Raw genomic sequence first — 16,886 nt, 5'->3', positions numbered from 1 at the left:
GTTATACTTGCGTAAGCAACAATATTTTACGCAACATTTTTTTGAGCAACAAATTATGGCAAAAGAGCAGTGGTAGTTGTGCTACGGTGAAGGAGACAGACATGGTGCGGTCGTGGGTGAGAGGGGGGAGCCATGTCGCAGAGAGGCGACGTAGTGTAACACTGGAGGGACGGATTATGGATGCACACTGGGATCTGCAATTATTTCAGAATATCACTGTGCAGCTACTGGAAGGCAACCGACTGGTGTTGGACCCATTTCAATTGAGTTCATTGCAATATACAACGTTGTTGTTGCTTGACATGGATGAAGGATGGCGTCTGACTGACCTGAGCGAGCGGCTTCTGTGCGAGCGCAGTACCGTGACACGCATCATAGATGCCCTGGAGACACGGCAACTTGTGCGCCGTGTCCCGGATCCGGAGGATCGGCGTTCACAACGGGTAACCATCACCGACGCCGGAGCCACTATGCGTGAACAGGCGCATGCGGCCCTTGAGGCTTCACTTATACAGCGCTTTGGTTGCCTGAATGAGGATGAACGGCATCAACTCAGGCGTTTGCATGAAAAGCTGACCAATGGATTGAAGGTTGAAGGGGAAAAAACGGCAGAAACGTTTTAGTACTGGATAGCTGGAAGGGACCAGGTCTACCGCTATGCCTCTCTTCCAGACTATTTCTGCTGCTGCCAAGGCCAGCGTGCAGGCGTTTCACACGAAGGCGCATGATTTTATACCAGGAAGAGGGAGGCTTATGCCAGAGATAACGGACTTAAATAATGACATGCAGACAAGCGCAATACTGGACGAGCAGACAAGTGCTCCAGGAGATCTGCCGCTACCAGCAATTCAAGCGCGGCTGAAGCTGCAACGCGGACAATTTCGCCACGATAATATACTGGTTCCGGTCATTCCAGTGCCTGGTCAGTCGATTGAGATCTGGGCCACCACTGGCATGGATGCTACGCTTGCATGCGCGACCCTTTTTTATACAACTGATGGTCGCCAACCGGACACGTCAGCCATGACAGTTGCCATGGAAAGAGTACACACTGATTGGGATGTTCAGGCTGGGTATCTGGCACGTTGGCGTGCTATTATCCCCGGACAACCAGCGCACACACTGGTACGCTATCGTATCGGGGGATGGTCCTCATCCATGCCAGACGCGAGATCACAGACACCCGATGTCTGGGCACAGGATGGGCAGGGATTCTGGTTCCGTTATACGGGCGACCATGCCATCACTACCTTTGGCTTTACTGTCGATGAGCCAGCTCCGCTTTTTCCTACCTGGGCGCAGGAAGCGGTTGTGTACCAGATCTTCCTTGATCGCTATCGCACCAGCGCGCCAGGTGGCTTTACTCGCGATGCTTCGCAGCGTGCTTTTCACGGTGGAACATTACAGGGAGTGCGCGAGGCGTTGCCGTATCTCTCCGAACTTGGGGTCACCTGTCTATGGCTCTCGCCCATTCATCCTGCCGATACCTATGATCGCTATGGCGCGACCGATTTCTATGCCATTGATCCACGTCTGGGGACCAGTGACGATCTCAAGGCGTTGACGGAGCAGGCGCACGCCTTGGGTATGCGCGTCTTGCTTGATTTTGTCCCCAGCCATCTGTCCATGAACCATGCCGCTTTTCGCGCGGCGCAACAGGATCAGAATGCGCCCTCATTTGACTGGTTTACCTTTTATGAATGGCCGCATCGTTATCGCAACTTCCTGGAAGTGGTACCGGCCCTGGCCTCATTCAATACGGCCAGTCAGGCGGCACGCGACTACATTATTAATGCGGCATTGCTATGGATGCACGATTATGGTATTGACGGCTTTCGCCTTGATCATGCCATCGGACAAAGTATGGATTTCTGGGCAGCATTTAGGAAAGCCACCCGAGAGGTTGCCCCGGATGTTATCTCGATCGGTGAAGTCACCGATACACCGGACTCGATCGCGCGTTATGCTGGCAAACTGGATGGGATCCTGGACTTTCCTCTGGCGACCGCGTTGCGCCATACCTTTGCGCTCGGCGACTGGACGGTCCAGACATTTGAGCATTTCCTGCAAGCCTACGAGCAATTTCTTTCTCACGGCCCTGGCCGGGTCAGCTTCCTTGATAACCATGATATGAACCGCTTCCTGTTTCTGGCACGTAACGACCGTTCGCGTCTGAAAATGGCGGCCTTATGCCAGTTTACCCTGGAGGCCATCCCGGTGGTGTACTACGGGACAGAGATTGGCATGTCGCAAGCCGCTGATATCGACAACATGACAGATGGTGGAGATGCACAGGCCCGCGCCGATATGATCTGGGATCAAGAGCGCTGGGACCACGATCTGCTCGCATTTTATCGCGCGTTAATCTGGGCACGCAGCGACTATCCCGTGTTGCGTCAGGGGAAGCGGCAGATGGTGCATCTGGATGCTGCCCGGAACACTTACGCCTATGTGCGAACCCATACCACGGGACCAGAGTGGATGAAGGGTGATGTCTTTGCCATCTTTAATGTAAGTAAACAGCAGCAGGGTATACCATTGGCCGGAGCATCCACTTCCATGTCTTACCTTCCCTTGATTACCAGCGGCGAGCAACCACAGGTGCAGGTGACCGCCGATGGAATTCAGGTTGTGTTGGGTGCAATGAGTGGTGCCCTTCTCGTCGCACAATGAGTGGTCTGAACCAGTATGGTTCGGCACCAGAGGGTGTGCAGTATTTATCGTAGGAGTGATGGATTGTTAGCAGCGGAAGAAGGAGCGCCCGAGGATCTCTCCATCCTTTTGCGCTTATCCGCTTATTGAATCAGTGAGGATTGCTAATGAACACATTATTTACGCGTATGCGCCGAAGCACTTCAGTCGTTTTTATGATCATGGTTTTGTTTCTCACAGCCTGTGGAGGTGGTGGAAGTGGCACTAGCACCACCTCCTCAAACGTCAACTACCAGGGTACCATTACGCTCTGGCACAGCTGGCAAGGAAGTTATGTCCAGGCAAAACAGGCGATCGCTGATGCTTACATGAAAAAGCATCCTGGCGTAAAGGTTGTGTTGGTGCACCAGGATGACGTCGTCTCCAAGTCCACTACCGCCATTCGTAGCGGCAACGGTCCTGATATTATCGCGTATACCGATGATAACCTGGGCAAGATTGCGTTGAGCAATACCGTGCAGCCGATAGATACATATATCAGTACGGATTTTGTTAAATCTACCTACACGTCCGCTGCCGCCCAGGGGGTCATTTTTAATAATCATGTCTACGGTGTACCCGAGGCGGTAGAGACGATAACCCTCATGTATAATAAAGACCTGATATCCGAGGGTCAGTTGCCCAAAACCACGAACGAGTTGCTCGCGTTTGAGCAAAGTTATCGCAAGGCGCATCCCCAATCCTATGGAGTCGTCTGGAATACCCAGGACCCTTATAGTAACGCTCCCTGGTTTTACGGTTACGGAGCACAATATATCACTCCTGATGGAAAAGCGCACCTGGATACCCCACAAGCGATACAGGCTCTGACCTATCTCTCATCATTGCGCCCCTACCTTCCCAGGCAGCAAGATGTAAATGTCTCCTCATCGCTCTTCACAGAAGGGAAGGCCGCCGCGATCATCGATGGTCCCTGGTCGTATGCGACCTATACACAAAAAGCAAAACTACACGTTGGCTTTGCTCTGCTTCCTACCGTTTCATCGACCAACGCTCCTGCGAAGCCTTTTGTCGGTGTCAAGTCACTCTGGCTGGCCAAAAACGCCAAAAATCCAGCCCTGGCTGCTGACTTTATGAAATTCTACACGAACGCAGCCAATCAGACGGCGATGGCACAGGCTGATGGTGAGGTACCTGCCAATGCTGCTGCCGCCGATGATCCAGCGATCACCAAACTACCGGCGATCGTGGGCTACTCGGCTCAGGCCAGGCAAGGCGTGACCCTGCCAAACACTCCTTACATGTCCGCAATATGGGCTCCGATGCAGGATGCGCTCACAGTGGTGTGGAATGGAAGTCAGCAACCGACCCCGGCCTTGCATGATGCGCAATTAGCGGCCGAGAAAGGCATTCAACAGATCAACCCTTAGTTGCTGACGCACAGGCCATCTCTTCTGCCAGACAGCAGAGATGGCCACCTGTATCACCGCACCTCTATGCTGTGCTGCCGCCCGGACGACGTATTGTCCATAGAAAGGTGGCTCCACTGGAAAGGACAAGCATATGATCACGGTAAAGCGAAGCATCTTGATGGTCTTTTTGTTTCCCATGTTCCTGACCATCGCTGTCATTTCGTTGTGGCCGATTCTGTACACGATCTATCTCTCGACCACTAATTACACCCAGTTTAACGCGGATACCTACCATTTTATCGGATTAGGCAATTATGCCCAACTGATCTTCTCACCTACTAGTGATCTGCCCGGCGTGATTGCGCAGACGTTGCTGTATGTGCTTGTCTGCCTGGCGATTTACCTCGCGTTGGGGGTGCTTACGGCGCTGGCGCTCAACAACACACGGGTGAAAGCGTTAGGATTCTGGCGCATGCTCCTCCTGCTACCATGGGCTGCTCCATCGGGTGTCACCGCCTTGATCTGGAAATTTCTCTTTAACTATGACTTTGGCCCTATCAACCAGATTGGACGTGTGTTCTTTGGTCAGCAATTTGGCATTCCCTGGACTGTCAGTCCCTGGTGGGCGTTTATTGCCGTTGTGATCGTCAACGTCTGGCTGACCTATCCCTTTTTCACGGTTGTCACACTAGGTGCGTTGCAAAGTATTCCGCTAGAATTGCACGAGGCCGCGCGTATAGATGGAGCGAACGCCTGGCACCGTTTCACTGGGATTGTGCTACCCCTGTTGCGACCAGCACTATTGCCAGTCACCATCCTGAGCGCAATCTCCACCTTTCAGATGTTTAACACCGTCTATCTCATTACGCAGGGCGGGCCAATTACCAGTCCCAACAAGCCAGGCTTTACTGAATTTGTCATGATCTACATGTACAAACGCATTCTGGGAAGCGATGTCGCTAATCCACACTTTGGCTTTATCGCGGCCTTCGCGATTACCCTGTTTATTATTCTGGCCCTGTTTACCTTTCTGGCAACAGGTGTAGCAACGGATCGTGGAAAGGAGGCACTCAGATGAAAGAGCACGCGAAAGCGGCCATCATAGGCCCTTCAACTGATCAAACAGCACAAGCGGGAGTACAGAGGGCGCAGCCGTTAGCTGGTCGTAGCGCAAAGAAAACGCAGTCTGGCTCAAACATCCTGCTGATCCTGACCTATCTCTTCTTGATTGCGATGGGAATCTTTGCCGTATTTCCCCTGTATTATACTGTGCAGGCCTCGCTGGCCGGAGGGCAAAATCTCTACACAACGGACTTGCACCTGTTGCCGGCGCAGCCAACGCTGGATAATTATGGCTACGTCTTTACGCAACTGCCCATTTTCAACTGGATTGGCAACACTGTTCTGGTTGCGGGTTTAACGACAATACTTGGTGTGATATTTTCGACCTCTGGAGCCTATGCGATTTCGCGTTTCCGTTTTACCGGTCGTCAGCTATCGCTACGCGGATTGTTGGCCTTGCAAGCTTTCCCTGGATTGCTGGCGCTGCCCGCTTACTATATACTGTTGAATGCGCTTGGACTAGTCGATAACCTGTTGGGACTGGTCCTTATCTATGCGGCAGGTTCACTGGTCTTTTGTTGCTGGAATACCAAGACCTACTTTGATACCCTGCCGATTGAGCTTGAGTGGGCTGCCATGCTGGATGGAGCCAACCATTTCCAGGCATTCTGGAGCATCATTTTGCCGCTGGCGCTACCCGCACTGGTGGTATCCGCGCTTTTCTCCTTCCTGGGCGGTTGGAGTGAGTTCGCGTTGGCCAACCTGGTGCTCAACTCCAACGGAACCGGGAGCAATCTGACCTTTATTCTGGGTCTCTACAGCTTGCAAAGCAACTTCAACACGCCATGGGGAATTTTTGCTGCAGCCTCGGTGGTTATCTCGGTGCCGTTGATGATACTCTTCTTATATGCCCAGCGTTTCTTCCGATCAGGTTTGACCCTGGGAAGTCTCTCGAATTAAACAGGAGCAAGTAAAGCAGCTATGGAAACTATGGTCAAGCGTCGTACTCCCTTTATTGATGGCGGGCATGCCACCTTTATCTGGCGCGGAGAGCACGCTCCTGAACTTATTGGCGATTTTACCAATTGGGAGACACAGAGCCGCTCGATTGTGTTGCAGCAGATGGAGCCAGGAGTGTGGGGCACAACGCTCTCCTTACCCCGCGATGCCTATATCGAATATTGTTTTGTGCTCAATGGTCAACAGGTGGCCGATCCGCTGAATCCACGCGTGCTAAAGAGTGGCATCAGTTCTCAGAATAATTATTTCTGGATGCCTGATGGCAGCGATACCTCCCTTATGCAAACGCATGAGGGACGGCCGCGGGGCCGAATGAGCGAGCACATGGTATCTGGAGAACGTCTGACCAGTACTCCAGAGCGGCAGGTCTGTCTGTATCAGCCGGCGGTTGATGAACTCTGTCCGCTGGTGGTGGTGCTAGATGGTCATGACTATCTATACCAGGCCCACCTTGCCACCATGGTTGATAACCTGATTGCTGAACAGCGCATTCGACCCATTGCGCTGGCCTTTGTCTCGAATGGGGGAAGCGCGCGTACTGTCGAATATGCCTGTAGTGATGCCACACTCGCATTTTTGCTTGATCGCGTTCTGCCCCTGGCGCAGGACCAGTTGCATGTGCTCGATATCCAGGCTTCCCCGGGGACTTATGGTATTCTGGGAGCCTCAATGGGTGGTCTGATGGGATTGTATGCGGGTCTACGGATGCCCCACATCTTTGGGCGCGTGCTCTGTGAATCTGGAGCATTTGGCGGGCACCAGCCTGCCTATCGTCTCTATTATCGCTCTGTCATCGAAGATCTGCTCGCCTTGCACCCGGCGCCCGACCTCAAGCTCTGGATGGATGTTGGACGCTATGAATGGTTTTTGGAGCCCAATCGCCAGATGTATGCCCGCCTACGCGAACAGGGTTATGATGTCACGTATAAAGAACACAATAGTGGGCATAATTATCCATCGTGGCGCAACATTGTGTGGGAAGGACTGGAGCATCTCTTTGGTCGCTCCACGTAGCGAACAGTTTTGGAGAGCGGATACATGCTCAATAAGTGAAACGTTTGAGAGGAACAAAATGCAAGAATTAGATAGAGGGGGATTGAGGATCGCCCTTGGACAGATGTCTATTGTTATGGGAAACAAGCAAGAGAACATCCAGACGATGGTTCGTATGATTGTTGCCGCAAGTGAGCAGAGGTGTGACCTCATCGTCTTACCCGAATGCTCGCTCACCGGTTGGCTCGCCGAGGCTGCCAGGTGTGAGGCTGAACCGATTCCAGGTCCCTTTACCGAGTACCTGAGTGCTCTGGCTATGCGGTATCGCCTCGCGATAGTCGTAGGAATGGAAGAGCAGGAGGGCGAGACAATCTATAACACTGCCCTGTTCATTGATCGACACGGTCATATTGTGGCGAAACATCGCAAGATCAACGAACTGGACATTGGACTTCAACTGTATAGCAGAGGGAATTCATTGCAGGTCGTTGATTTTGAAGGAAGGAAAGTGGCACTTGATATCTGTGCAGATAGCTGGACGCCACATCTGACTGAAAGTCTCTCTTTGATGGGTGCACAGATCATTTTTTCACCCTGTGCCTGGGCGTGCGAACCCGGGCAAGAGCAGCAGAATATTGCCTGGATCGGTCAGCAATATCAAGCCCGTACAGAGGGCAAACCTTTATGGATTGTTGCTACCAATAGTGTTGGCATGGTCACTGAGGGCGTCTGGCAGGGACGCATCTTGCAGGGAGAGAGCCTGATCGTTGGGCCCGGTGGAAAAGAGTTGCTGCATGGACCGGTCAATACGCCTGCTCTCCTGCACTATACTTTTTCTTGATTTTGAGGTAGAGCAGTCGTCAAACTCGCCCAAAGGCAGGCTATCGTACCAATTCCAGGCATGCGCTCTAAGACATCCTGCATGGGATGAGGATGGCTTTCCCAGGAGAACACTCGCTTCATTATATCAATGGCGACGAGCGCTGTTCTCGCTGGAGCTAGTCGAGGTTGTTGCTTGATGATGATAGGAGAAGTCCCTATTTTTTTAATGATTTTATATTCAGGTTGTTCGGGAGCGCTATGGTGCATGAATGAGTGGAAATGTTGTGTACAGCTTCGGTGGAAGTGATATGGGCCAGCAACTTCGCTGGCATCTCCTATTCCTCAGCCAGGGGTTTTGCGGCGCATTCGTTGATAAAGCGATACCAGACCAAAGGGCTTCTGCTTGCTCTATGATAAGCAAGCAAGAGCCCTGTGTATGCTGCTCTTATGCCAAAGGCGAAATCAACGTTCTATCATTCCAGAGAGACATCATCAAGGATGGCCCAGCCATCGACCGGATGTGCGTAATACCAGACGGTAATCTTTTGCCCTGCATTGACAGAAAAGGTGGTCGTATATTTCTGATAGCCAGTACTACTGGGAAGAATATCGATATTTCTTACCTGTTGACCATCAACATCGGCCCCAAATTGCACATTCTGTGAACTGACGTTCGCATATCCTGTCAGTGTATAGGTTCGCGTTTCCGGCGCGGTGATGGTCTGGGTAAGAGAGACATCCTGTATAGCTGAAGGATAGAGATAGGCGTCATAGCTACCCGAATGAGGAGACGTCGCCTCTACACCTGCATTCCCTGTTTTATTCCATGGACCCAGGTTCCCGCTCTCAAAGCCTGCGTTGTTGAGCAGATTGGTTTCAGGAGTAGGGGTTGGCGTTGGTGTGGCAGTGCTCCCGTCCCCCTTGGGAAGAACAATCATCGTCATGGAATTGGCCGGAAACGTAGCTGTCAGAGAATTGTTACTGACGGCCAGATCGGGCTGCCGCACGATTGCGTTGAGATTCGCACCGCTATAGGTATACATCTGAGCACTGGAACCCGCAGCAAAATTGTTGATCGCGAGATTGCTGGTGAGATCATTGCCTGTTTTGTTTATCACCACCATCGTTGTGGCATTATCGCTACTACGCTGTGCTCCATAGATTGATAACTTGCCCTGATCGGTACTACTTGCCTGGAACGACGTGTCGCCGAAACGTCCACCATTCCCATCATAGTTAAGGAACAGGCGATAGGTATAGGCAGTTGGGTCCGTTGCCGTGGGAGTATTCCACAGGTTCGCTGAGTCAAGCCCCTCACGCCCAAAGATGCCCAGCACGTCTGCCTGTGTTAACGCTCCATTGAGCGTTTTGTGCGCCCCAAAGTCATATTCAGAGATGCTCAATTTGGTGCCTGGATAATACTGGTTGATCCAATTCTTCAACGCCTGAATCTGACCCACTTTCTGTGGGGGTGAGAGGTACTGTCCAAGTGAGTTCGGACCATTATAGGTCGGATCCCAGAGCGCGCGCGTCGAGTCGAGACGAGCAGCATTGGTCGTGGCATTATCGTCGTTGCTGGATTGATCACCGTAATAATGAACATCCAGGTAGTCTAGCAGACGCGTGCCGTGTTGTTGCTCGTAGTTCTTCATCTGCTGAAGATAGTAGGGGATCCAGGGCATGCCGTTGTGGGAGGTGATGCCATCGCCTGGCTTATCTTGTAAATCCAGATGGACATACGCATACGAATAGCCATCTGAAGGTCCCATCGTTTGTGCAGTGGGATCAGTCGCCTTGATCATTTGCGCATACTTGATGGTATCGTTGGTGAGCTCATCGTATCCCGTTGGCTCAGGATGAATGTCCGTATGAACGATTCTCCAGTTGCCCGGTTCATTATCCAGCTCATACGTGATACCACTGGTGGCTGAATTCCCATGTGTCTGGACGAGATGCTGAATCCATGCCTGCATCCAGGTTGGGTCAACCTGAAGATAGTTCCTCGATAGATCCGTATCAGGGATCTGGTTGCCCTGGCTATCTTTGCCGTTGCCGCACTGGTCCCCATTGGCTAAGGTGACATAGGGCCAGACGACTTGTTGTCCAGGGTAAGCGGAGGTCGGATAACTACAATTCCATTGTGAACTCTTGTTGACATAGCCAATAATGGGAACCGTCACCAGACTATGCCCCCCCACTGCCAGCTGATCATTTACCAACTGGTCTACGCTTGCACCAGCAACAGGATTCGCCGTATTATTGCCTCCAATATAGTAGAAGTCGTTGCCATAGTTTGTTGAATCCTGGAGCCAGTTGTAATTGGTACCGCCATCGCCACCCTCACGTTGCATGGGAAGCTTAATATCTTTCTGCAGCGTGCTATCAGGGCCTTCCATACCATAAATGTCACTGCTAATACTGTGGCGTCCTGCCGCGACGTCAATAACGAGGCCTGGACCACCGGTTGCCGCATGAGCATGCATTGACCAGTAGACACTGGTAAGAGCCGTTGTAAGGCACATCACAGTGACAACAGCGATCAATGAAACTCGTCTTATAGGATTTCCTTGCATATTCATGCCTCCTAAATACATCATAGCCATTGAATGTAGAACAACGTTGTCTTATCCTCTTCTCCTTACAAGAACAGATCTTTGTTCCCGCCAAAGAAAAGAAAAATCATCACTCATTCAAAAAAAATCGGCAGGTATATATTAACATAATGCTAGCAAAAATGCTTGCTTCCCAACAGCAGTCATGACTATTGGACAAACGAAATGTGCAAATATGCCAATATGAGTTCAGGGAGGCAGAGAAGTAACAAAAAAAGAGGATTTTTATATGTTAATATACACAACTTCCTGGCGTGTCTTCGATCGCACGGTGCTGGAGCGTGGGATGGCGCGAGAGGAAGTGAGAAAGGATAGCCTTATCGCTTTCGTCGCTGATTTACTCAGCCGCACCTGCCGCTCACCAGTGAAGAGGACGAACTGGGGGCGGAAATCGAAATGTAGCTGTCGGTGAACCAGGTTGACAAAAAGTAGGGCTTGACTTTGCCGTTATATTTTGCCCGCGAGATTTCTCCTTGTTTATTTCCCACTGCGGTATGCTGCTCTTCTTGAATCACCGCTTGATAGGCAATCCAGAAATCGGTAAAACAGCAGCTTGCTCGGTATGTTGCTGGAATGGCCTCCCACAATCGGCGGCAGGTCGTTTGGCTGCGATCTCCAATGGCGTAGGCGACGACGTTCGCAACCAGACATGACCGACATCAACAGGGCCGACTTCCTAAAGAGCGACCCGTCCGGTTTTCCATGTGATGTTCTGTTCTTTTGCGGAGAACATCATCGATGCATCAGTGTAGATAGACATCGTGAGCTGATCATTTTCCGCATGCCAAAGGAGATCGGGCATTATTGTTTCTCTTTCTCACATCCACGATGTTCGAGCTATGCGTGGATTTTTTTCAATATCTTTGCCATTGCCCTACCGTCATAGCAGCGAGCACAGGTTTCTTGCAGTGGTGTATGATCAGTAGCGATGTGTATGTAACCACTCTTTGACTACATTGCATCAGCATAGCCTGAAGCTCCAGGCTGTTCGGAGTGGAGTTTCTGACTATGGCGTTGGTTTTTCCAATAGATGGTGACTGGAACTTGATATCGTATCTGTTGAGATTGAACGTGTTGATTCACGTTCGACGAGTGAAACCCCAATAATGGTGTGGCGTGAGGGCATATCTGGATTGGTGATGCGCTCAACCAGTTGCCACAAGCCCTGTGCCCCCATCCATTCTTTTTCGACTTTAATGGTTGTCAATGGTGGTGTGGTATAGCGTGCAAGTTGAATATCGTCAAAGCCGATGATTGAGCAGTCCTGCGGCACACTGAGGCCGCGGGCGGTGATGGCATTCATGGCACCAATTGCCATTTCATCATTGCAGCAAAAAACGGCGGTTGGTGGTTGGGGGAGATCCAGCAGGGCGAGCATCTCGCTATAGCCAGTATTGACCGTCATATCGCCGTGGCGTACATAGCTACTCTGATAAGGAAGTCCAGCTTCGGCCAGGGCACGTCGGTAGCCGGCAAAGCGTTCACGCACATGGAAGAGATATTCGGGGCCAGTCAGGATTGCCGGGGCTGGCTGGCGGTGGCCATGGTCGATCAAATGCTGAGTGGCCAGATACCCACCGCGTTCATCTTCGCAGACCACACTATCAGGACGTAAGCTGTCGACATGATGGTGAATCATTACAAAGGGTTGTTGTTGCCGTCTGAGAAGCAAGTAGAAATCGTCGGCAAAATAGCCGACCAGGAGCAGTCCCTGTACCTGCTCACGTTGTACCATCACTGGAAGTGCCTCAAAGGTCGTAGCATCTTCATCTACGCGACCATACATTAGACTAATATTATGCTCCTCGCAGGCACCCTGGACACCATGAATGACATAGGAATAGAAAGGATGCGTCAGGAGTGGTAGCGGCTTGCGTAAGACGACGCCGAGCGTTGTTACTGCTGAGCGATGAATAATTTCTTGACGTGGACGCGGTTGATACTTCAATTCTGTCGCAGCTGCTAACACTGCGTTGCGGGTCTCCTCTGAAATCGCGACTCCTGGTTTATCCGCAAAAACGTTTGAAGCGGTACTCAATGAGACCCCTGCCCGTTGCGCGACCTGACGCAAGCCAACGCGTCGTGTTGAGCCATCCTCTTTTTTACTCATGCGTGTTTCTACTTTGTTTAATAAAAAATTTATGAAATCGATTGTAGCTACTATCATAATCGGAAGTCTTTGCGCTGTCAAGAGGCATAATTGCTCCAAATACCACTTGACATGCGCTTATATCTTGACTATACTTTGAAAAAATATATAAATGTTTTATAAAACGTTTTAATAAACACTCCGTCAATAGACCCAGAAAACCATCCCTGGCATACCGAACTGGTAACGCACAAACCGTTTCCTGACCCGTTTCATCTTCCCGGCTTGTGGAGGCGCATGATCACACTCTCTTGAACATGTCCTCCCCATGTCTTTCTATACATTTTCATTTGACTGCATTGGTGATTAAAGGAGAAAACCATGTCCGAGGAAACTATTTTAGAGCAGAGAGTGCCATCGGCGGCACTCTCATCCCCGGCACCTACCCTTACACGGAGACAAATGTTACGCAACATGGCAGCAACCGGTGCGACAATTGGAGGTCTCGCGTTAACCGGAGGAAGCATTCTGACCGCCTGTGGAGGCACAACTGAGAGCACGTCAACCTCACCCGTGACCCTGTTGACCGGCGATTGGCCATTCAAGCCGATTCCTTCCATGGCAAAGAAAGGTGAGACGGATCCTGTTAATAAAGCAGAAGTCGCGGTTTTGCAGAACTGGTTGAATAAAAATAAAAATGTGACGCTAAAGTATACCGCGATTGACCTGTCAACTTCTCAAAAATTGATTGCAGCGGTCGCTGCCCGTACGGCTCCCGATTGGTATGGGGGGTTGGGAACTGGCTCGACCCCCTCGCAAAATCATTTTGCCGGTACGCTTGGTCTGGCCGCTGATACCACGAAGATCTTACAAAAGTACAAAGTAGACACATTACTGGCCGATTATGCCAAGCCGCTCTGGCAGGCCCAGTCGAACGTTGATGGCAAGTATTATGGCTTACCTTCTGATGTGGTAAGCGCAGGCTCAGGACTCTTTTACCGCCGTGATCTGGCCAAACAAAAAGGCCTTGCTGATCCAAAATTGGGCTGGAGCTGGGAAGATTTTAGGACCTTTGCCAAGGCCATGGCGAGCCCCGGTAAACCTGCCATGGGTGCGCCTAAATACATGCTTGGTTATTTAACCAACTCGAATCTCTTGGATACGACGGAACATGGTGGCGTGTTAGGCAATATTCCTGTGCCGAGTGCCGGCTGGCATCAGCAAGTGAAACTGGATCCCTGGGTTAATGCCTGGAAAGATCGTGTCTCACTCTACCGTACGATGGTCTTTGATGATAAATTAATTCGTCAGAATGCGACCGCGTATACCTGGGAGGGAGATGCCGTGGCGCAGATGGCCAATGGCAGTTTTCCAATGGCCCCGGGCTTTTCCCTGCTGCTCGCAATTTCTGGGTACGCACCGGTAACCATTCCAGATATGCCCAAGAAATATGGCAAACCCCTGGATGAGTTAATTGGGTATGTTCCCTATCCTAATGGTTCAAATGGAGCCTTTAGCTCATCCACTTCTCCATCGTATGGCCAGGTCATGCTCAATCCCCATCTGAAGAACGATGCATTGGATAAAGCTTCCGATCTCTGGTTCTATATGTTCTTTGGTGATGGCTATATAGATTCCAGAGCTATGCGCTATGATCTGACTAAAGATCCACATTCTGCCTATGATTACATCGCACCAGGCAATCGTTACCAGAAGAATCCCAAGGTGCCAGCTGACGTGACGGTGGAAAAGGTCTTTGGGGCTAAAATCGTGGCAGATTATATGGCGCTGATCAATATTCCGCTGATACCATCGGATAGCCTTTTCTATAAACCTGATAAACAGGTCGCGCCAAGTGCGGATTCACATGATGATATGTTGCAGCAGTTGAGTTCAACCCGTCAGGACATTGAACCAATTCTCAAGAAATTCCAGGATACGTATAATCAGCAGGCGCGTTCGCTCTCTTCCAGTTTGTCCGCAGCAGAATTTAAAGACGGCTCGAACAAATACTATACCGCTTTAAATAGCTTCTTTCAAAAGAATATGCCGAACTTCTACTCAGGTGACTGGGGTGCCTTCTACAACAATGAGGTACTTCCTGCCCTTAAATAACAATGTTGTTATCCTGCACAAGGATGGATGGTGGGGCCAGCGCTTCCACCATCCCATCGCTGCCTATTGTGCTTACACGACGTATAGAGGAAGCTTGCTATGTCTAGATCATCGACTGAGATCAAAGCGGTAGATGCGGATGCATCGGCTGCAACTCCTGCACCAAAATTGCGGCGACGTAGCCGGATTGAAGCCTGGCTTTTTATCATTGTTGCCCTCATTTTTCAATTAGCCTGGGGCTGGTATCCACTGGTGGCAGGCATTATCATTAGTTTTACTGATGGACAGGTAATTCAGCCCAGTGAGTATGTTGGGTTTGCGAATTATGTGCATATCCTGAGCGATCCATTGGTTGGCAGTGCTTTCTCCATCACGATTATCTACTCTGTCTTGACGATTGGGTTGACCTTCTTTTTGCCAATCGTTGCCTCTCTTTTCCTGTTAGAGATGCCCAGGAAAGTCACCTATTGGATGATGTTTCTCTGGTTTTTACCGCTAAGTGGCATTACGAGCATTATGTTGTTGCGCTATTTCTATGATCGCGATTATGGACTCTTCCAATTTGTGGCGACGAATATCTTACACCTCTCGCCACAATTATTTCTGGACGATCCGCAGCTTGTGTTGTTCTGGCTGGCCGTGCCGGGCGCGCTCTTCTTTGCTCCTGGCTTGTTATATCTGGCCTCGCTCCAAAGTATTCCTACCTCGTACTATGAAGCAGCCGAGGTTGAAGGGGCCAGTTTCTGGCGCAAAATCTGGACGATCTCTTTGCCGCGTATTCGACCGGTGATCGCGTTGATCCTGTTACTCAGCATTATTACTTCATTGCAGACCTTTGATGGCCCCAAAATTTTGACTGAGGGTGGACCATCTGGAAGCAGCCGAACGGTGATGATCTATGTGTACGATATGATCAGCAGTATCCGCTATGGTGATGCATCGGCACTGGCCTGCGTGCTGTTTGTGGTTACCCTGGTCGCCACAATTATTTCGCGCATGGTGATTAAAGAAGATCCAGACGCTTAGAGATGCGTGATGGTAATGAAGACATGGCTTAAGAGAATGGAGTAATGATATGGCTCTTTTTCCAGTGGTTGGACGCAAACAACCACATGTACGTTTCTCCTGGTGGCTGGTAGTGGCTTTCCTGGTGGTTGGTATTCTCCTACACCTGATTCCTTTTTACTTTATGTTAATTACCTCCTTTAAGTCAGGTTCAGAAACCTTACAGACCCCACCGACATTATGGCCGGTCAATTTCACCCTGAATGCCTGGAAACTGGCTATCACCATTGTTAATGGAGAGCAACTGAGTAGTGGTGGGCAGAATAGCGCGAACTTCTTTACCTACTTTGGCAATTCGCTCCTGATGACTGGTGGAACCCTGCTGATCTCCACCCCGGTTACCGCGCTAGCGGCCTATGCGAATAGTAAATTACAGCGCGGGCCTCTGGCACGCTGGACCTTTCTGTTCTTTATTGGCACGATGTTGTTGCCCGCAGTCGTCATGCTTGTTCCAAGCTATCTGTTGATCCAGCATTTTCCGTTCCCCTTTTCCTATGTGCCTGAACTGCCCTCCGGTGATCCTTATCCATCCCTGCAACTGGGTGATACGCTCTGGGCCGTGATTGTCCCTGCCATATTCAATGCCTATGGCTTTCTCTACTTTAAAGCCTTTTTTGATACGATCCCCAACTCGATTTTGCAGGCTGCTCGGGTCGATGGTGGGTCAGAGTTCAATATCTTCCGGCGGATTGTGTTGCCGATGAGTGTTCCGGTCTTTGCGGTCGTCATGTCAATGCAATTTTCAAGTGTCTGGGATGGTTTCCTCTGGCCTTCGCTGGTGATCTCCAGTCCACAAAACTTACCTATCTCGGTGGCGGTCTATAAGTTAGTGAACGCTTTTACTTCCACCGGTGCGACCAATGCAGAGCAGGCGATGAATAACTCGACGAGTGCCGCTCATCTGGCGCAGCAGGGTCTGACCTGGAACGGCATTATGGTGTTGAGTATCCTTCAATCGCTGCCAATCTTTCTGATCTTCCTGGTCAGTTTTCGCTACTTGCTGCAAGGCATTCGTATTCGGGGCCTGAAATAGGTGGCTCAACT

The 16,886-nt window shown here is 50.6% G+C and carries 12 protein-coding genes; 10 read left to right on the top strand and 2 right to left on the bottom strand.

Annotated elements, in window-relative coordinates; genetic code table 11:
• Positions 1-101 precede the first annotated feature (101 nt).
• The 7 genes from EL633_RS24555 (at position 102) to EL633_RS24525 (ending at position 7,980) form a co-directional block, all read left to right on the top strand.
• Positions 102-623, top strand: a complete 522-nt coding sequence (locus tag EL633_RS24555; protein WP_126629920.1) for a MarR family winged helix-turn-helix transcriptional regulator — start codon at positions 102-104, stop codon at positions 621-623.
• 130 nt (positions 624-753) lie between these two features.
• Positions 754-2,673, top strand: a complete 1,920-nt coding sequence (locus EL633_RS24550; RefSeq protein ID WP_161982407.1) for an alpha-amylase family glycosyl hydrolase — start codon at positions 754-756, stop codon at positions 2,671-2,673.
• Positions 2,674-2,819: 146 nt separating this feature from the next.
• Complete coding sequence (locus EL633_RS24545) at positions 2,820-4,082, top strand: sugar ABC transporter substrate-binding protein (RefSeq protein WP_126629918.1); 1,263 nt, start codon at positions 2,820-2,822, stop codon at positions 4,080-4,082.
• A 133-nt stretch (positions 4,083-4,215) separates the two neighbouring features.
• Positions 4,216-5,142: a carbohydrate ABC transporter permease gene (locus tag EL633_RS24540; RefSeq protein ID WP_126629917.1), complete on the top strand. Its 927-nt coding sequence runs from the start codon at positions 4,216-4,218 to the stop codon at positions 5,140-5,142.
• Positions 5,139-6,086 (top strand): sugar ABC transporter permease, encoded by a 948-nt coding sequence (locus EL633_RS24535; protein ID WP_126629916.1) that lies wholly within the window; start codon positions 5,139-5,141, stop codon positions 6,084-6,086. The genes EL633_RS24540 and EL633_RS24535 overlap by 4 nt, the downstream gene beginning before the upstream one ends.
• Before the next feature lie 21 nt (positions 6,087-6,107).
• Positions 6,108-7,160 (top strand): alpha/beta hydrolase-fold protein, encoded by a 1,053-nt coding sequence (locus EL633_RS24530; RefSeq protein ID WP_126629915.1) that lies wholly within the window; start codon positions 6,108-6,110, stop codon positions 7,158-7,160.
• A gap of 58 nt (positions 7,161-7,218) precedes the next feature.
• Positions 7,219-7,980, top strand: coding sequence for a carbon-nitrogen hydrolase family protein (locus EL633_RS24525; protein WP_161982406.1), 762 nt, complete (start codon positions 7,219-7,221; stop codon positions 7,978-7,980).
• Between the two features lie 454 nt (positions 7,981-8,434).
• Here the strand turns inward: EL633_RS24525 and EL633_RS24520 are convergent, their stop codons facing one another.
• Complete coding sequence (locus EL633_RS24520; RefSeq protein ID WP_161982405.1) at positions 8,435-10,534, bottom strand: glycoside hydrolase family 44 protein; 2,100 nt, start codon at positions 10,532-10,534, stop codon at positions 8,435-8,437.
• Positions 10,535-11,579: 1,045 nt separating this feature from the next.
• Positions 11,580-12,683 (bottom strand): LacI family DNA-binding transcriptional regulator, encoded by a 1,104-nt coding sequence (locus EL633_RS24510; protein ID WP_161982404.1) that lies wholly within the window; start codon positions 12,681-12,683, stop codon positions 11,580-11,582.
• Positions 12,684-13,043: 360 nt separating this feature from the next.
• Here EL633_RS24510 and EL633_RS24505 point away from each other — a divergent pair, with 360 nt between their 5' ends.
• From EL633_RS24505 to EL633_RS24495, 3 genes are all read left to right on the top strand, one after another.
• Complete coding sequence (locus tag EL633_RS24505; RefSeq protein ID WP_126629911.1) at positions 13,044-14,777, top strand: ABC transporter substrate-binding protein; 1,734 nt, start codon at positions 13,044-13,046, stop codon at positions 14,775-14,777.
• Positions 14,778-14,876: 99 nt separating this feature from the next.
• Entirely contained in the window at positions 14,877-15,803 is a 927-nt protein-coding gene (locus tag EL633_RS24500; protein WP_126629910.1) for a carbohydrate ABC transporter permease, read from the top strand.
• A gap of 49 nt (positions 15,804-15,852) precedes the next feature.
• The gene (locus tag EL633_RS24495; RefSeq protein ID WP_126629909.1) at positions 15,853-16,875 is read left to right on the top strand and encodes a carbohydrate ABC transporter permease; all 1,023 of its coding nucleotides are present in this window, start codon (positions 15,853-15,855) and stop codon (positions 16,873-16,875) included.
• Positions 16,876-16,886 lie beyond the last annotated feature (11 nt).

It is taken from the genome of Dictyobacter alpinus (assembly GCF_003967575.1).
GTDB classification, from domain to species: Bacteria; Chloroflexota; Ktedonobacteria; order Ktedonobacterales; family Ktedonobacteraceae; genus Dictyobacter; species Dictyobacter alpinus.
Note: the sequence above shows the minus strand (reverse complement) of the source record. Positions and strands in the feature narration are given on the sequence as shown.

Coding starts and splice junctions, on each gene's coding strand:
- EL633_RS24555 (WP_126629920.1), top strand. CDS start 102: ATGGTGCGGTCGTGGGTGAGAGGGGGGAGCCATGTCGCAGAGAGGCGA.
- EL633_RS24550 (WP_161982407.1), top strand. CDS start 754: ATGCCAGAGATAACGGACTTAAATAATGACATGCAGACAAGCGCAATA.
- EL633_RS24545 (WP_126629918.1), top strand. CDS start 2,820: ATGAACACATTATTTACGCGTATGCGCCGAAGCACTTCAGTCGTTTTT.
- EL633_RS24540 (WP_126629917.1), top strand. CDS start 4,216: ATGATCACGGTAAAGCGAAGCATCTTGATGGTCTTTTTGTTTCCCATG.
- EL633_RS24535 (WP_126629916.1), top strand. CDS start 5,139: ATGAAAGAGCACGCGAAAGCGGCCATCATAGGCCCTTCAACTGATCAA.
- EL633_RS24530 (WP_126629915.1), top strand. CDS start 6,108: ATGGAAACTATGGTCAAGCGTCGTACTCCCTTTATTGATGGCGGGCAT.
- EL633_RS24525 (WP_161982406.1), top strand. CDS start 7,219: ATGCAAGAATTAGATAGAGGGGGATTGAGGATCGCCCTTGGACAGATG.
- EL633_RS24520 (WP_161982405.1), bottom strand. CDS start 10,534: ATGCAAGGAAATCCTATAAGACGAGTTTCATTGATCGCTGTTGTCACT.
- EL633_RS24510 (WP_161982404.1), bottom strand. CDS start 12,683: ATGAGTAAAAAAGAGGATGGCTCAACACGACGCGTTGGCTTGCGTCAG.
- EL633_RS24505 (WP_126629911.1), top strand. CDS start 13,044: ATGTCCGAGGAAACTATTTTAGAGCAGAGAGTGCCATCGGCGGCACTC.
- EL633_RS24500 (WP_126629910.1), top strand. CDS start 14,877: ATGTCTAGATCATCGACTGAGATCAAAGCGGTAGATGCGGATGCATCG.
- EL633_RS24495 (WP_126629909.1), top strand. CDS start 15,853: ATGGCTCTTTTTCCAGTGGTTGGACGCAAACAACCACATGTACGTTTC.